We start from the raw sequence: 14655 nt of genomic DNA, 5'->3' as shown, positions 1-14655 counted from the left end.
GTTGTTCCGCCAGGCCGGATGCCTGGGTGGGGTCGGCGGGATGGGCCGCGCGTCGGGTGGACGCGGTCCGTCTGCGGGGACGACCGACTTGCTTACTGACCGAACGTTCGGTTACTAATGCATTAATTCAGTCTCCGGCCAGCCGTGTCAAGGAGATGTGTCGATGAGTTCACAGACGATGGTGGCACGAACCACCACGATTAACATGGGAGGCCACACGTGAGCGAGGTCTACTTGGTCGACGGGGTTCGGACCCCCCAGGCCCGCTACGGCGGCGCCCTGTCCGCGGTCCGCCCCGACGACCTGGCCGCCACCGTCGTCGCCGAGGCGGTCCAGCGCGCCGGGGTGCCCGGTGACGCCGTGGACGAGGTCGTGCTCGGCGCCGCCAACCAGGCCGGCGAGGACAACCGCAACGTCGCCCGCATGGCCGCACTGCTGGCCGGGCTGGCCCCCACGGTGCCCGGGTACACCGTCAACCGCCTGTGCGCCAGCGGCCTGACCGCGGTCTCCTCCGGTGCCCAGGCGATCCGCGCGGGCGAGGCCGACGTGATCGTGGCCGGCGGTGTGGAGTCCATGACCCGCGCCCCCTGGGTCATGGCCAAGCCGGGCACCCCCTGGGCCAAGCCGGGCGAGGTCGCCGACACCTCTCTGGGCTGGCGTTTCACCAACCCGGAGTTCGCCCGCGCCGACGAGGAGGCGCCCGCCGACGCCGGCCCGGGCGACCTGCGCTACACCCTGTCGATGGGGGAGACCGCCGAGGAGGTCGCGCGCCTGGAGGGCCTGAGCCGCGAGGAGAGCGACGCCTTCGCGCTGCGCAGCCACGAGCGTGCGATCGCCGCCGCCGAGCAGGGCCGCTTCGACCGCGAGATCGTCCCGGTCACCGTGCACGGCCGCAAGGGGCAGACGCACGAGGTCACCGCGGACGAGGGTCCCCGCGCCGGGTCGACCATGGACAGCCTGGGCAAGCTCCGCCCGGTCTTCCGCCGCGACGGCATCGTCACCGCCGGCAACTCCTCCTCGCTGTCCGACGGTGCCTCCGCGCTCGTCCTGGCCAGTGCCGAGGCCGTGCGCAAGTACGGCCTGACCCCGCGCGCCCGTGTGGTCTCCTCGGCCTCCGCCGGCGTCGACCCGCAGGTCATGGGTCTGGGCCCGGTGCCGGCCACCCGCAAGGTCCTCGACCGCGCCGACTGGAAGCTCGACGAGGTCGGTTCCGTCGAGCTCAACGAGGCCTTCGCCGCCCAGTCCCTGGGTGTGATCCGGCAGCTCGGCCTGGATGAGGGGCGGGTCAACAACGACGGCGGCGCCATCGCCCTGGGCCACCCCCTGGGCAGCTCCGGCTCCCGCATCCTGGTCACCCTCCTCAACCGCATGGAGCGTGAGGAGACCCGTCGCGGCCTGGCCACCCTGTGCGTGGGTGTGGGTCAGGGCGCCGCACTGCTGGTGGAGCGCGTGTGAGTGAGAACTTCGAGACCCTGAACGTCGACCGGCGTGAGGACCGCGTGGTGGTGGAGCTGCACCGCCCCGAGGCCCGCAACGCCATCAACGGCCGCATGATCGAGGAACTGCACCACGTGTGCGCCGAGATCGAGGCCGATCCCAGGCCCCTGCTGCTGACCGGGCACGGGACCGTCTTCGCCGGCGGCGCCGACATCTCCGAGCTGCGCGCCCGCGGCCGTGAGGAGGCCCTGGCCGGGATCAACAGCCGCCTGTTCGAGCGGTTGCACCGCCTCCAGGCGCCCACCGTGGCAGCGGTGGACGGGTTCGCGTTGGGCGGGGGCGCCGAGCTGTCCTACGCCTGCGACATCCGTATCGCCACCCCGACGGCGGTCTTCGCCCAGCCCGAGCCGGGCCTGGGCATCATCGCGGGGGCCGGTGCGTGCTGGCGCCTGCGCGAGCTGGTGGGTGTCTCGGTGGCCAAACAGGTTCTGCTGGGCGGGTTCAGGCTCGACGCCGACGCGGCCCTGCGCCACGGCCTGGTCGCCGAGATCGTGCCCTCCGAGGAGCTGCGCGAGCGCGCCCACGGCCTGCTGGACCGTATGGCCAAGAGCTCGGCCCAGGCCCTGCGCCTGACCAAGATGGTCGTGGACGCGGAGGGCCCCCACCCGCTGGCCGACGACCTGACGCAGGCGGTGCTGTTCGAGAGCGCCGACAAACACGACCGGATGACCGGTTTCCTGGAGAGGAAGAAGCGTTGAGCAACACCGAGCAGGCCGTGCCCGCGTCCGTCGCTGTGATCGGCGGGGGCACCATGGGTGCCGGTATCGTCCAGCAGTTCCTCACCGCGGGCGCTTCCGTGGTGCTGGTGGAGGCCACCGAGGAGGCCGCCGCGGCCGGGCGCGAGCGTGTGGCGGCAGGGCTGGACAAGGCGCGTGAGCGCGGCAAGATCGAGGGCGAGCCCGGGGCCTACCTGGCGGCGCTGTCGACCGTGGACTCGGCGGAGAAGATCCCCGCGGGGACCGGGTTGGTCGTGGAGGCCGTGCCCGAGAAGCCCGAGCTCAAGATCGCCGTGCTCACCGCGGCCGAGGCGGCCGTGGACGAGGACACCGTCCTGGCCTCCAACACCAGTTCGCTGTCGGTGACCGAGCTGGCGGCGGCGTTGAAGCGTCCCGCGCGGTTCCTGGGCACGCACTTCTTCAACCCGGTTCCGGCGTCCAAGCTGGTGGAGATCGTGACCGCGCCCGAGACCGACCCGGCGGTGCTGGAGTCGGTGCGCGGCTGGGTCGGTGCGCTGGGCAAGGCCGAGATCGTGGTCCGCGACGCCCCCGGTTTCGCCACGAGCCGCCTCGGCGTGGCGCTGGGGTTGGAGGCGATCCGGATGGTGGAGGAGGAGGTCGCTTCCCCGGCCGACATCGACACCGCGATGGAGTTGGGTTACCGGCACCCGATGGGTCCGCTCAAGTTGACCGATCTGGTGGGGCTCGACGTGCGCCTGGCCATCGCCGAGCACCTGGCGGGTGAACTGGGGGACCGGTTCGCGCCGCCGGAGCTCTTGCGCCGTAAGGTCGCCGAGGGCAAGCTCGGCCGCAAGAGCGGCGCGGGTTTCCACGACTGGAACGAGGAGTGAGAGCGTGAGCGATCAGAAGGCGGCGGAGTTCGTCGAGGCCGACGGTCTGGCCACGGTGCGGCTCAACAGCCCGGCCCTGACCCGCGAGGTCAAGGAGGAGCTGCTGGGTGCACTGCGTCTGGCGGCCGAGTCCACCACCGCGCGTGCGGTGCTGTTGCTGGGTTCGGAGAAGGCCTTCTGCGTGGGTCAGGACCTGGCCGAGCACGCCAGGATCCTGGACGAGGAGCCCGAGCAGGCTCTGACGACGGTGCGCGAGCACTACAACCCCATCGTGCAGACCTTCGAGTCGATCCAGGTTCCGGTCGTGGTCGGTATCGGCGGTGCCTGTGTGGGTGCCGGGCTGGGTTTCGCGCTGGCCGGGGACGTGCGGGTGGCCGCGCGCCGGGCCAAGTTCGGCACCGCCTTCACCGGTATCGGCCTGGCCTCGGACTCGGGGCTGGCGGTGCGTTTGGTGCGTGCGTTGGGCAGTGCGCGTGCCATGGAGATGATGCTCCTGGGCACGACGATCGCCGCGGAGCGGGCGCACGAGCTGGGTCTGGTCACCGAGGTCGTGGACGACGACGCCTGGGAGCAGCGCGCCCGTGAGCTGGCCTCGGTGTTGGCCGCCGGGCCCACCAGCGCGTTCGTGGCGGCCAAGCGCGAGGTGCGTTCGGCCTCCGAGGGCGGCCGCGATCTGCCCGAGCTGTTGGAGGAGGAGGCCGATCTCCAGAACCAGCTGGGGGTGACCGGCGACCACGTCGGTGCGGTGAAGTCCTTCCTGAACAAGGAGAAGCCGGCCTTCTCCGGCAGCTGAGGGACGGGGCCGCCTGCGGGCGGCCCGTTCCTGCCGCGTTCGGATCCGGCCGCCCGGGGACTTGCATCGGGCGGCCGGATCCGGGGATACTAATTACTGACCGAACGTTCGGTTATCAATGGGGACGGAGAACCATGACAACCACGGCCCAGGAAGCGCCCCCCGGTGCCGACCAGGCTCGGCAGGCCGACTTCGACGCGAAGGTCGCCGCCAACCAGCGCATCGAACCCCGTGACTGGATGCCGGAGGGCTACCGCAAGACACTCGTGCGCCAGGTCGCCCAGCACGCGCACTCCGAGATCATCGGCATGCAGCCCGAGGGCGACTGGATCGCGTCCGCGCCGAGCCTGCGCCGCAAGGCCATCCTGCTCGCCAAGGTCCAGGACGAGGCGGGCCACGGCCTGTACCTCTACGCCGCCGCCGAGACCCTCGGCATCGACCGCGCCGAGCTGACCGAGCGTCTGATCGAGGGCCGCCAGAAGTACTCCTCGATCTTCAACTACCCCTCGCTGACCTACGCCGACGTCGGTGTCATCGGGTGGCTCGTGGACGGCGCCGCCATCTGCAACCAGGTGCCGCTGTGCCGCACCTCCTTCGGGCCCTACGCCCGCGCCATGGTGCGCATCTGCAAGGAGGAGTCCTTCCACCAGCGCCAGGGTTACGAGCTGCTGATGCGCATGATGGAGGGCACCGAGGGCCAGCGCGCGATGGTCCAGGACGCCGTGGACCGCTGGTGGTGGCCGTCGCTGATGATGTTCGGCCCGCCCGACGCCGACTCGCCCAACACCCAGCAGTCGCTGGAGTGGGGCATCAAGATCGACACCAACGACGCCCTGCGCCAGAAGTTCGTCGACATGACCGTGCCCCAGGCCGACAAGCTCGGTGTCACGCTGCCCGACAGCGAGCTGGCCTGGAACGAGCAGAGCGGCCAGTACGACTTCGGTGAGCCCGACTGGAACGAGTTCAAGCAGGTCGTCACCGGTTCGGGCCCCCGCAACGCCGAACGCGTGGCCCGCCGCCGCGCCGCACACGAGAAGGGCGCGTGGGTCCGCGAGGCCGCCACCGCCTACGCGAAGAAGCACCAGAACTCCCAGGAGGTGGCCGCATGAGCACCGAGAACAAGCCCGGTCCCGTCCGGCCCGAATGGCCGCTCTTCGAGGTCTTCGTCCGCGGCAAGCGGGGCCTGAACCACGTCCACGTGGGTTCCCTGCACGCCCCCGACGACGAGATGGCGCTGCACAACGCCCGCAACCTGTACACGCGCCGCAACGAGGGCGTCAGCATCTGGGTGGTGCTCGCGGAGCACATCACCGCCTCCAGCCCGGACGAGAAGGATCCCTTCTTCGAGCCGAGCGGTGACAAGGTCTACCGCCACCCCACCTTCTACCCCATCCCCGAGGACGTCCCCCACATCTAGGCGACGCGGCACCAGCGCCGCGGCCCGCCCGCACGGGCACGCACCCAGGGGACCGAAGAGGCACAGAGGAACGACATTGAGTGGTGACAACATCTTCACCGGACTGGCCGAGGAACACGACGGCGATGCCCGCTGGGCCTTCGGTACCGGTTTCACCGAGGCGCTCGCGGGTGTGGACACCACCCTCCCCGAGGGCGTGGACGGTGAGGAACTGGCGCGGTACTGCCAGATGCTCGGCGACGACGCCCTCGTCCAGGCCCAGCGCCTGAGCCAGTGGGTGACCGACGCACCCGAGCTGGAGGAGGAGGTGGCCCTGGCCAACATCGCGCTGGACCTGCTCGGCCAGGCCCGCCTGCTGCTGGCCCGGGCCGGACAGGCCGACGGCACCGGCCGGGACGAGGACGACTTCGCCTACCGGCGCGATGCCGCACAGTTCCGCAACGTGCGCCTGACCGCGGCGCCCCGGGGCGACTTCGCCCGCGCGATCACGACCCTGCTGGTGCTGTCCGGGTGGCGGCTGTCCCTGATGAGCCGGCTGCGCGAGAGCCGGGACCCGGTCCTGGCCGCGATCGCCGCCAAGGCCGTCAACGAGCTGGCCTACCACCGCGAGTACGCGGTCTCCTGGGCGCTGCGCCTGGGCGACGGCACCGAGTACTCCCACGAGCGCATGGCCGAGGCGGTCGCCCACGTGTGGCCCGCCACCGGCGAACTGTTCGCCACCCACCCCGTCGAGGCCCGTATGGCCGAGCTCGGCGTGGGCGTCGACCCGGCCACGGTCGCCGGCGAGGTCCACGACGTGCTCGCCCAGGTCCTGACCACCGCCACCCTCGGCGAGCCCGGGCCCTTCCCCGAACCGGCCGTGGCCGGGCGCAAGGGCGACCACGGTCCCGAGCTCGCCCCGCTGCTGGAGGAGATGCAGCAGGTGGCCCGAGAGCACCCGGAGGCGTCATGGTGACCACCCTGACCGACCGCGACCGTGCCCACAGGGCCGCCGCGGCGGTGACCGACCCCGAACTGCCCATGCTCACGCTCGAGGACCTGGGCATCCTCAGGGAGGTCCGGATCGAGGAGGACGGCACCGTCGCGGTGTGGATCACTCCCACCTACTCGGGGTGCCCCGCACTGGCCGAGATGCGGGTGGACGTCGACCGCGCGGTCCGGGCCGCCGGTTTCGCGCAGGTCGAGGTACGCACCGCGCTGTCGCCGGCCTGGAGCTCGGACTGGATCACCGACGAGGGGCGCCGCAAGCTCTCCGAACACGGCATTTCCCCGCCCGGCCAGGCCCCGGCCCGCACCAGCGGCCCCGTCCCGCTCACCCTTTCGCCCACCAGGACCGTCCCGCGCTGCCCGCTGTGCGGTGGCGCCGACACCGAGGAGCTGTCCCGGTTCGGTGCGACCTCGTGCAAGTCGTTGCACCGCTGCCGCAGCTGCCTCGAACCGTTCGAGCACGTCAAGGAGATCTGACAGTGTCCACAACCGTGACCGAAGCGCCCGCACGCAACCGGGCCGCGTTCCACCGGCTGCGCGTGGCCGACGTCGAGCGCCTGTGCGACGACGCCGTCGCTGTCACCTTCGACGTTCCCGACCACCTGGCCGACTTCTACGCGTTCGCGCCGGGCCAGTCCTTGACGCTGCGCCGTGAGGTCGAGGGGGTGGAGGAGCGCCGCAGTTACTCCATCTGCGCCCCCGTCGGCGAGGCTCCCCGGGTGGGTGTGCGCCTGGTCTCGGGCGGGCTGTTCTCCAGCTGGCTGGTCAAGGAGGTGCAGGCCGGCGACGAGATCGAGGTGGGTGCCCCGACCGGGCGGTTCAGCCCCGACCTGGGGCACGCGGGCCGGCACGTGCTGGTGGCCGCGGGGTCCGGCATCACCCCGATGCTGTCGATGGCGTCCTCGCTGCTGGCGCGTACCGACTCCACGGTGACGCTGCTGTACGGCAACCGCCGCAGCGCCTCGGTGATGTTCGCCGATGAGCTCGCCGACCTCAAGGACCGTTACGGCGCACGCCTGGAGCTGGTGCACGTGCTCTCCCGGGAGCCGCGCGAGTCGGAGCTGTTCACCGGGCGGCTCGACGCCGACAAGCTCGACCAGCTGCTCAGCACGGTCGTGGCGCCCGACGCCGTCGACCACTGGTGGCTGTGCGGTCCCTATGGGATGGTCACCGATGCCCAGCAGGTGTTGGCCGACCACGCTGTCGAGGGCGAGCGCATCCACCAGGAGCTGTTCTTCGTCGAGGGTGCGGAGCCGCCGCCCCAGGCCCGCCACGAGGAGCCCGAGGTCGAGGGCCCCTCCAGCGAGGTCACCGTGGTCCTGGACGGTCGTTCCAGCACCATGACGCTCCCGCAGGGGGTTCCGGTGCTCGACTCCGCCCAGCGTTACCGTCCCGACCTGCCCTTCGCCTGCAAGGGCGGGGTGTGCGGAACCTGCCGTGTCAGGGTCTGCGACGGCGAGGTGCAGATGCGCCGCAACTACGCCCTGACCCCGGCTGAGGTCGACGCCGGGTACGCGCTGGCCTGCCAGTCGCTGCCCACGACCGACGAGCTCACGGTCGACTTCGACTCCTGAGCCGAGCGCGGGGGACCCGCGGGTCCCCCGCCCGCCCCGGAGATCCAGCCCCGCTCGGGAGGGCGGGTTCGAGGAAGGAGAAGGGCCCCTGCCCGGTCGGGGAGCCCGACGCACGGATGAGCGCCACCCCAACCCCGCAGGGGGAGAACGAGACCGCCCGCCGCATGTTCGAGGCCGACCGCGCCTCCAAGAACCTGGGCATGCGCCTGGTCGAGGCCGGCCACGGAAGGGCGGTGGTGGAGATGGCCGTGGGCCCCCTCATGGTCAACGGCCACGGCATCGCACACGGCGGGTTCGTGTTCACGCTGGCCGACACCGCCTTCGCGTGTGCCTGCAACGTGGACGGGCGCGGGGTCACCGTGGCCTCGGGTGCCGACGTGACCTTCGTGGCCCCCGCGAAGGAGGGTGATCTGCTCGTGGCCACCGCCACCGAACGGGTGGTCCAGGGCCGCAGCGGGATCTACGACGTGACCGTGCGCCGGGGCGGGGACGTGGTCGCCGAGTTCCGCGGGCGCAGCCGGACGCTGGCCTCGCGGACCTGAGCCGGCGGGGAACCGGGCCATCCGGACAAAGGTGCCGATCCGGTTCGTTGCGCCGCGAAGTGGGAACGTCAGGGGTGTCCCGGGCGCCTTTTGCCCGTGCGGGCCGCGGGACACGACCCCCCTGGGGCGCGCCGCGGCGCCGGCGTGCCCTTCCTCCGTCTCCGAGGGACCGTGGTGATGACTGGACCCGGTGGCCCCGCCCCGCAGCGACCGGCCCCTCCGCCCGGGCTGGACCCCCTGACCGGGCAGGACCCCGTGCATCTGGGCGGCCACCGGCTCCTGGGGCGCATCAGCGACACCGGCAACGGCGTCGTCTACGGGGCGGTGGACGTCAACCGCCGGTGTGCGGCTTTGCGCACACTGCCCACCCGTGACCGTGTCACCCTCGACCGGCGTGTGGAGGCGCTGTGCCTGTCCGCGGCGGTGTGCGCCGCGCCGGTGCACACCGTCGATCTGTCCGGGCCCGTGCCCTGGATCGCCATGGAGTACGTGCCGGGCCGCGACCTCGACACCCACGTGCGTTCCTTCGGTCCCCTGGAGGGTGCGCACTTGACCGGCGCGGCCGCCGGTACCGCCGAGGCCCTCGGTGCGCTGCACACCGCGGGCACCGTGCACGGCGACCTCGCCCCCGACAGGGTGCTGCTCTCGCCCCGCGGTCCCCGTGTGGTCGGGGCGGGGCTGGCCGACGAGACCCTTGCCGCGGCCGGGGCCGCCGGGTGGAGTGCACCGGAGACAGCCCACGGGGGCGCTCCCGGACCGGGCGCGGACGTCTTCTCCTGGGCGTGCGCGGTGGTGCTCGCCGCCACCGGCCGCGGGCCCTTCGGCCGGGGAACCGTTCAGGAGATCCACGAACGGGCCCTGCACGGGCGCTTCGACCTGCGGGGTGTGCCGGAGTGGATGGCGCCGCTGGTGGCCAAGTCGCTGCACCCGGACCCGCGCGCCCGGCCGGGGGCCCACGCCCTGGCGAGGGCGTTGCTGCCGCGTGGTGCGACCTCGGCCCTGCCGGAGGCGTTGGGTGCGCTGCTGGCCGAGCACTGGAGGGGTTTCGACGCGGCCGGGCACGATCCGGTGCTGTGGTCGATGGCGCCCGAACGTGCCACGCGCCGGCGCCCGGGCCGCGGCATCCGGTGGGGGCGCACCGGGTCCTGACCCGGAACACGGGCCGTGGTGTGAACCTTCGTGTGCATCGGGGCATCGGAGTCGGGGAGTGGGGTGCGCCCTGCCGATCACATCCCCCGTCCCCCTGAAAGGCCCCGATGTCCACATCCCCTGACGCCGTGACCCTGCCGCCCGGACTCGCACCGCTCGAGGAGGGCGACCCGGAGCGGGTCGGCCCCTACAGGGTGGTGGGACGCATCGGCTCGGGCGGCATGGGTGCCGTCTTCGGGGCCCTGGACGGGCAGGGCGCGTGCGTGGCCGTCAAGACCGTGCACACCGCAGCCGCCGAGAAGCCCGCGTTCCGGGAGGCCTTCGCCCGTGAGGTCGAGATGCTGGGGCGAGCCGACGGCATCAGTACCGCCCGCCTGCACGCGGCCGATCCCGCGGCGCCGGTGCCGTGGTTGGCCTTCGACTACGTGCCCGGACGGGACCTGCGCGCGCACGTGCGGGCCTTCGGCCCGCTGGAGGGCGACATGCTGCGCACCTTCGCCCTGGGTGCGGCCGAGGGGTTGGCGGCTCTGCACGGCGCGGGTATCGCGCACCGCGACATCAAGCCGGGCAACGTCATCCTGTCCCCGGACGGGCCGAAGATCGTGGACTTCGGGATCGCCGTCGACATCGGTACCGAGCGTTCCGCCGACGCCTCGGCCACCTACGGCACCCCCGGCTGGTCGGCGCCCGAACGTTATTCCGGGGCGGCCGCGGACCCGGCGGCCGACGTGTTCGCCTGGGGCGGGTTGGTCACGCTGGCCGCCACGGGGCGTCAGCCGTTCGGGACCGGTGACGCGGGTGAGCTGGCGCGCCGGGTGCGCGAGGGCGAGCACGACGTCGAGGGTGTGCCCGAGGACCTGGTCGCTCTGGTCGAGGAGGCGCTGTCGGTGGACCCGGGCCGGCGCCCGACCTCCGAGGCGTTGGTGGGTGCCCTGCTGCCCGAGCCCGTGGACCCGCCCGGGGAGGTCCGGGGGGAGCGCCGTCCGGTCACCGCGGCCGACACGTTGCGCCGCATGCTCGGCGACTACTGGCGCGGTGTGGACGATGCCGGACACGACCCGGCCCGCTGGGCGGCGGCGTTGGGTACGGCCTCCGCGGTCGGCCTGGGTGCGGGGGCCGTGGGGTCGGGCGCAGCCACCGCCGGTGGAGGCGTTGCCGGGACCGGAACCGCGGGTGCTGCCGCGGCCGGCAGCGGCAGCACGGGTCTGGCCTCCGGGGGTGCGCTGAGCGCGGTCGCCACGTCCAAGATGGGCCTGGCCGGAGCGGGCCTGCTCACGGTGGCCGGGCTGGCCGCGGTGGGTGCGGTCTCCTACGACCAGCTCCGGGTCACACCGGGGGAGAGGATCGCCGCGGCCGCGGACGTGCTCGAGCAGGGTCAGGGGTTCACCGCGTCGGTGGAGCGTTCCTTCACCGAGGAGCACGCCGAAGAGGTCTCCGGCAGGACCGGTACGCCCGTGGACCAGGTGGTGGAGGACAGCCGGGTCGAGGAGGAGTACCTGTACTCGGCCGGCACCGACAGCTTTCTCGTGCGGGGCGAGGGGATGGGCGCCGGCACCACCGCGGTGGCCAACCACGAGGGTGAGCTGTACGTGTACGCCGAGCGCGAGGAGGCCTCCGTCCCGGAGGAGGCGGTCGAGGTCCGGGAGCTCGAACCCGGTTTCGGTGCTGATTCGGTCGCCGCGACCCTGGTCTCCGCTCCGCTGCGTGCGCTGGCCGAGGAGGACGCCGAGGCCGAGGAGGGGCAGGACCGTGTGTACACCGGGCCCGCCGTGCTGGGGTTCCTGGACGGCGGGGATCTCGTGGAGGAGCAGGTGGTCGCCCGGGTCGAGCTGGATGAGGAGGAGCGGCCCGTGTGGGCCGAATACACGGCGGACCGCCGGCAGGTCCGGGTCGAGTTCGAGGAGGTCGACTCCGGGGTGAGGCTGGAGGACCCGCAGATGTGGGCCGCCGGTGAGGAGGGGCCGGGTTGGAAGGCGGTGCACGCCCCGATCTGTGGATCGGTGGTCATGGGTGAGCCCTACGAGTCGGAGTGGGACGTCCGGGCCACCGGTTGGGACATGGACTGCGACGGTGCGATGGACGTGGCGGACGTGTTGGAGAACCCGGCCGAGAATTCGGACCGGACCGTGCACCTGTGGGGTTATTCCTCCGGAGGGTTCGATTGGGTGATCGACGAGTCCGTGGTCTGCTCCGATTCCAGGGATCTCCCGGCGGCGTTGGACAACCCCGAACTGCCCGGGATCATGTACGAGCCGTGCAGTCCGGTGACGGAGCTGACCCAGCCCGACCCGGAGGGCAGCCCCGCGGAGTACGAGGCCGAGGTCGACGACATCGCTGTGATCGACTTCCACGAGCGGGGCTGACCGGGGCCGCACGCAAAAAGGTCCGGGGGGCGCGACGGTGCCGCGCCCCCCGGACATAGCTGTGGCCCGCGTCCCCCAACGCGGGCCACAGCGGGCGCGGCCAGGGTGCACTGAGTGCGGTCTGGCCGCTGGGAAGGCGAATGCGGCGTCTCTGGGCGTGTCGGAAACCCCCATTACCGACACGCGCGCTCGCATTCGCGCATGGATTGTGGTGAGTGCTCCGAGGGTCCTGAAGGGTGCGGGGTTTTCGGTCTCGAGGCGCTTCACCTGGCTCAACGCCTCTTATGGCTGTGGTGTTCCCGTTGTCGGCCCCGATTTTTCGCCGGGGCCGGTAAAAACCCGGTGAGAGTCGGGCAACGGGAGGGTGCAAGGGGTCGGCGGAGCGTTGTGAGCGGGCCTTGGCAATCTGGCCGAAACCCTTGTCACGCGGGGTTTTCGGGGTCTGGGAGGTGGCAGGGGCGCGTGGGTGTTCCCCCGGGTGCCGGGCTCGTGGGTGTGTCGGGACACCCGCCAGGGAGGGCTAGCTCACGGGGCGGGGTGCGGGGGCGCGGTGGCGGTGCGTGCGGCCGGGCGGACGGGTGGCGGGGGAGCGGTGCGGGGGCGCCGGGTCGGGGTCGGGGGCGGTGGCGCGGCTGTGGCGGTGCAGGTGTTCCAGCACCTCGGGCAGGGCCTGGGAGAGGCGGACGGGTGCGCGGTCCTCGGCGGTGGTCTCGACGGGGTCGGTGGGGGTCATGGCGGTGCGGGCGCGGGCGCCCTGCCTCCTCGTCGGCTGCGGTCGGTCGGCGGTCGCGGCCGCGGTGACCGAGGGTGTGTCGTCCTTTACCTGGGATAGCACGCCCCGGTGACATTCTGCGGACACGGAGCGTGCCTGTGGACGAACACGGGCCTCGGGGGCGGGGAATGCACCGGTGGTCCCGGGTGTTCACACGTGATAGCTTCTGAGGAAGCTACTTCTATGGAAGCAAATACGGGAGCGGGCCATGCAGTTCGGAATCTTCTCGGTCAGTGACGTCACACCCGACCCCACGACCGGGCGCACCCCCACCGAGGCTGAGCGCATCAAGGCGATGGTGCGTATCGCCCTGAAGGCCGAGGAAGTGGGCCTGGATGTCTTCGCCACCGGGGAGCACCACAACCCGCCGTTCGTGGCGTCCTCGCCCACGACGATGCTGGGCTACATCGCCGCGCAGACCGAGCGCCTGCAGCTCTCGACCTCCACCACCCTCATCACCACCAACGACCCGGTCAAGATCGCCGAGGACTTCGCGATGCTCCAGCACTTGGCCGACGGCCGGGTGGACGTGATGATGGGGCGCGGCAACACCGGCCCGGTCTACCCCTGGTTCGGTTACGACATCCGCGAGGGCATCAACCTGGCCCTGGAGCACTACAACCTGCTGCACCGGCTCTGGCGCGAGGACGTCGTCGACTGGCAGGGCAAGTTCCGCACCCCGCTGCAGGGCTTCACCGCCACCCCGCGCCCGCTCGACGGCGTGCCGCCCTTCGTCTGGCACGGCTCGATCCGCAGCCCGGAGATCGCCGAGCAGGCCGCGTTCTACGGCGACGGGTTCTTCCACAACAACATCTTCTGGCCGGCCACCCACACGCGTAAGCTCATCTCGCTGTACCGGCGCCGGTACGAGTACTACGGCCACGGCAAGGCGGAGGAGGCCATCGTCGGTCTCGGCGGCCAGGTCTTCATGCGCAAGAATTCCCAGGACGCAGTCAAGGAGTTCCGTCCCTACTTCGACAACGCACCGGTCTACGGCGGCGGCCCCTCCCTGGAGGAGTTCACCCGCGAGACCCCGCTGACCGTCGGCAGTCCGCAGGAGGTCATCGACCGCACGCTCGGCTTCCGTGAGATGTTCGGCGACTACCAGCGCCAGCTCTTCCTCATGGACCACGCCGGCCTGCCGCTCAAGACCGTCCTGGAACAGCTCGACCTGCTCGGCGAGGAGGTCGTGCCCGTCCTGCGCAAGGAGTTCGCCGCCAAGAAGCCCGACCACGTTCCCGACGCACCCACCCACGCCTCGCTCCTGGCCGCGAAGAAGGCTGCAGGGGAAGGGGAACAGGAGGAGCAGGAATGAGCACACGCAGGATCGTCACCGTCAGCGCGGGGATGAGCACCCCGTCCTCGACCCGGATGCTGGCCGACCGGCTCACCGAGGCCACCGAGAAGGCGCTGTCCGAACGCGGCGAACAGGTGCAGACCCGCGTGGTGGAACTGCGCGACGTCGCACACGACATCATGAACGCCATGACCACCCGCGTGCCCACCGGCGAACTGCGGGGTGTGCTCGAGGACCTGGGCGAGGCCGACGGCATCATCGCCGTCACCCCGGTCTTCAACGCCTCCTACAGCGGGCTGTTCAAGTCCTTCTTCGACATCGTCGAACCCGACGACCTCGACGGCATGCCCGTGCTCATGGGCGCCACCGGGGGCAGCCCGCGCCACTCCCTGGTGCTCGAGCACGCCCTGCGGCCCATGTTCTCCTACACCCGCTCCACGGTCGTGCCCACCGGCGTCTACGCGGCCTCCGAGGACTGGGGCTCCGGTGAGAACGGCGGCCGTGAACTGGGCCAGCGCATCGACCGCGCCGGACGCCAGCTCGCGATGCTGGCCACCGAACGCGCACCGAAGGGCGCCGACCCCTTCGAGGAGCCCACGCCCTTCGCCGACCTCATGTCGGGGCTGGGAACCTGAGGGACGCCGGCCGAACGTGCCGGGCGCGCGCTGCTCCCCGCGCCCGGCACGCCCCGTTGTCG

General features: G+C 71.8%; 15 protein-coding genes. 14 read left to right on the top strand and 1 reads right to left on the bottom strand.

Annotated features, from left to right (window positions below; translation table 11 throughout):
• Positions 1-219 precede the first annotated feature (219 nt).
• The 12 genes from IDM40_RS17570 to IDM40_RS17515 all read left to right on the top strand — a co-directional run bounded on the left by IDM40_RS17570 (position 220) and on the right by IDM40_RS17515 (position 11889).
• A complete protein-coding gene (locus IDM40_RS17570) occupies positions 220-1455 on the top strand; it encodes a thiolase family protein (protein WP_193123102.1) in 1236 nt (411 codons plus the stop codon).
• Entirely contained in the window at positions 1452-2195 is a 744-nt protein-coding gene (locus IDM40_RS17565; protein WP_193123101.1) for an enoyl-CoA hydratase/isomerase family protein, read from the top strand. Before IDM40_RS17570 ends, IDM40_RS17565 begins: the two co-directional genes overlap by 4 nt.
• Entirely contained in the window at positions 2192-3064 is an 873-nt protein-coding gene (locus IDM40_RS17560; RefSeq protein ID WP_193123100.1) for a 3-hydroxyacyl-CoA dehydrogenase family protein, read from the top strand. Before IDM40_RS17565 ends, IDM40_RS17560 begins: the two co-directional genes overlap by 4 nt.
• Positions 3065-3068: 4 nt before the next feature.
• A complete protein-coding gene (locus IDM40_RS17555; protein ID WP_193123099.1) occupies positions 3069-3857 on the top strand; it encodes an enoyl-CoA hydratase/isomerase family protein in 789 nt (262 codons plus the stop codon).
• 134 nt (positions 3858-3991) lie between these two features.
• Positions 3992-4966, top strand: a complete 975-nt coding sequence (gene paaA, locus IDM40_RS17550; RefSeq protein WP_193123098.1) for a 1,2-phenylacetyl-CoA epoxidase subunit PaaA — start codon at positions 3992-3994, stop codon at positions 4964-4966.
• Entirely contained in the window at positions 4963-5274 is a 312-nt protein-coding gene (gene paaB, locus IDM40_RS17545) for a 1,2-phenylacetyl-CoA epoxidase subunit PaaB (RefSeq protein ID WP_193123097.1), read from the top strand. Before paaA ends, paaB begins: the two co-directional genes overlap by 4 nt.
• A 76-nt stretch (positions 5275-5350) precedes the next feature.
• The gene (paaC, locus tag IDM40_RS17540) at positions 5351-6229 is read left to right on the top strand and encodes a 1,2-phenylacetyl-CoA epoxidase subunit PaaC (protein WP_193123096.1); all 879 of its coding nucleotides are present in this window, start codon (positions 5351-5353) and stop codon (positions 6227-6229) included.
• The gene (gene paaD / locus IDM40_RS17535; protein ID WP_193123095.1) at positions 6223-6738 is read left to right on the top strand and encodes a 1,2-phenylacetyl-CoA epoxidase subunit PaaD; all 516 of its coding nucleotides are present in this window, start codon (positions 6223-6225) and stop codon (positions 6736-6738) included. The genes paaC and paaD overlap by 7 nt, the downstream gene beginning before the upstream one ends.
• A gap of 2 nt (positions 6739-6740) precedes the next feature.
• Complete coding sequence (paaE, locus tag IDM40_RS17530; protein ID WP_193123094.1) at positions 6741-7835, top strand: 1,2-phenylacetyl-CoA epoxidase subunit PaaE; 1095 nt, start codon at positions 6741-6743, stop codon at positions 7833-7835.
• 116 nt (positions 7836-7951) lie between these two features.
• Positions 7952-8377: a hydroxyphenylacetyl-CoA thioesterase PaaI gene (gene paaI / locus IDM40_RS17525; RefSeq protein ID WP_193123093.1), complete on the top strand. Its 426-nt coding sequence runs from the start codon at positions 7952-7954 to the stop codon at positions 8375-8377.
• Positions 8378-8554: 177 nt separating this feature from the next.
• Entirely contained in the window at positions 8555-9526 is a 972-nt protein-coding gene (locus IDM40_RS17520) for a protein kinase domain-containing protein (RefSeq protein ID WP_193123092.1), read from the top strand.
• A gap of 107 nt (positions 9527-9633) precedes the next feature.
• Positions 9634-11889 carry a serine/threonine protein kinase gene (locus tag IDM40_RS17515; protein WP_193123091.1) on the top strand — a complete coding sequence of 752 codons (2256 nt, stop codon included), beginning with the start codon at positions 9634-9636 and terminating at the stop codon, positions 11887-11889.
• 520 nt (positions 11890-12409) lie between these two features.
• Here the strand turns inward: IDM40_RS17515 and IDM40_RS17510 are convergent.
• Positions 12410-12724 carry a hypothetical protein gene (locus tag IDM40_RS17510; RefSeq protein WP_193123090.1) on the bottom strand — a complete coding sequence of 105 codons (315 nt, stop codon included), beginning with the start codon at positions 12722-12724 and terminating at the stop codon, positions 12410-12412.
• 145 nt (positions 12725-12869) lie between these two features.
• Between IDM40_RS17510 and IDM40_RS17505 the strand changes: the two genes are divergently transcribed.
• Entirely contained in the window at positions 12870-13976 is a 1107-nt protein-coding gene (locus IDM40_RS17505; RefSeq protein ID WP_193123089.1) for an LLM class flavin-dependent oxidoreductase, read from the top strand.
• Positions 13973-14593 carry an FMN reductase gene (locus IDM40_RS17500; protein ID WP_193123088.1) on the top strand — a complete coding sequence of 207 codons (621 nt, stop codon included), beginning with the start codon at positions 13973-13975 and terminating at the stop codon, positions 14591-14593. Before IDM40_RS17505 ends, IDM40_RS17500 begins: the two co-directional genes overlap by 4 nt.
• The last annotated feature ends 62 nt before the right edge of the window (positions 14594-14655 follow it).

The sequence above is a fragment of the Nocardiopsis coralli genome (genome assembly GCF_014892575.1).
In the GTDB taxonomy this organism is placed as follows: domain Bacteria; phylum Actinomycetota; class Actinomycetes; order Streptosporangiales; family Streptosporangiaceae; genus Nocardiopsis; species Nocardiopsis coralli.
The sequence above is the reverse complement of the archived record's forward strand: the minus strand, read 5'-3'. Positions and strand labels throughout refer to the sequence as shown.

Bases quoted from the DNA above. Each gene is read 5' to 3' on its own strand.
- paaD (WP_193123095.1), top strand. From the start codon at position 6,223: ATGGTGACCACCCTGACCGACCGCGACCGTGCCCACAGGGCCGCCGCG.
- paaI (WP_193123093.1), top strand. From the start codon at position 7,952: ATGAGCGCCACCCCAACCCCGCAGGGGGAGAACGAGACCGCCCGCCGC.
- IDM40_RS17515 (WP_193123091.1), top strand. From the start codon at position 9,634: ATGTCCACATCCCCTGACGCCGTGACCCTGCCGCCCGGACTCGCACCG.
- paaA (WP_193123098.1), top strand. From the start codon at position 3,992: ATGACAACCACGGCCCAGGAAGCGCCCCCCGGTGCCGACCAGGCTCGG.
- IDM40_RS17500 (WP_193123088.1), top strand. From the start codon at position 13,973: ATGAGCACACGCAGGATCGTCACCGTCAGCGCGGGGATGAGCACCCCG.
- IDM40_RS17520 (WP_193123092.1), top strand. From the start codon at position 8,555: ATGACTGGACCCGGTGGCCCCGCCCCGCAGCGACCGGCCCCTCCGCCC.
- paaB (WP_193123097.1), top strand. From the start codon at position 4,963: ATGAGCACCGAGAACAAGCCCGGTCCCGTCCGGCCCGAATGGCCGCTC.
- IDM40_RS17505 (WP_193123089.1), top strand. From the start codon at position 12,870: ATGCAGTTCGGAATCTTCTCGGTCAGTGACGTCACACCCGACCCCACG.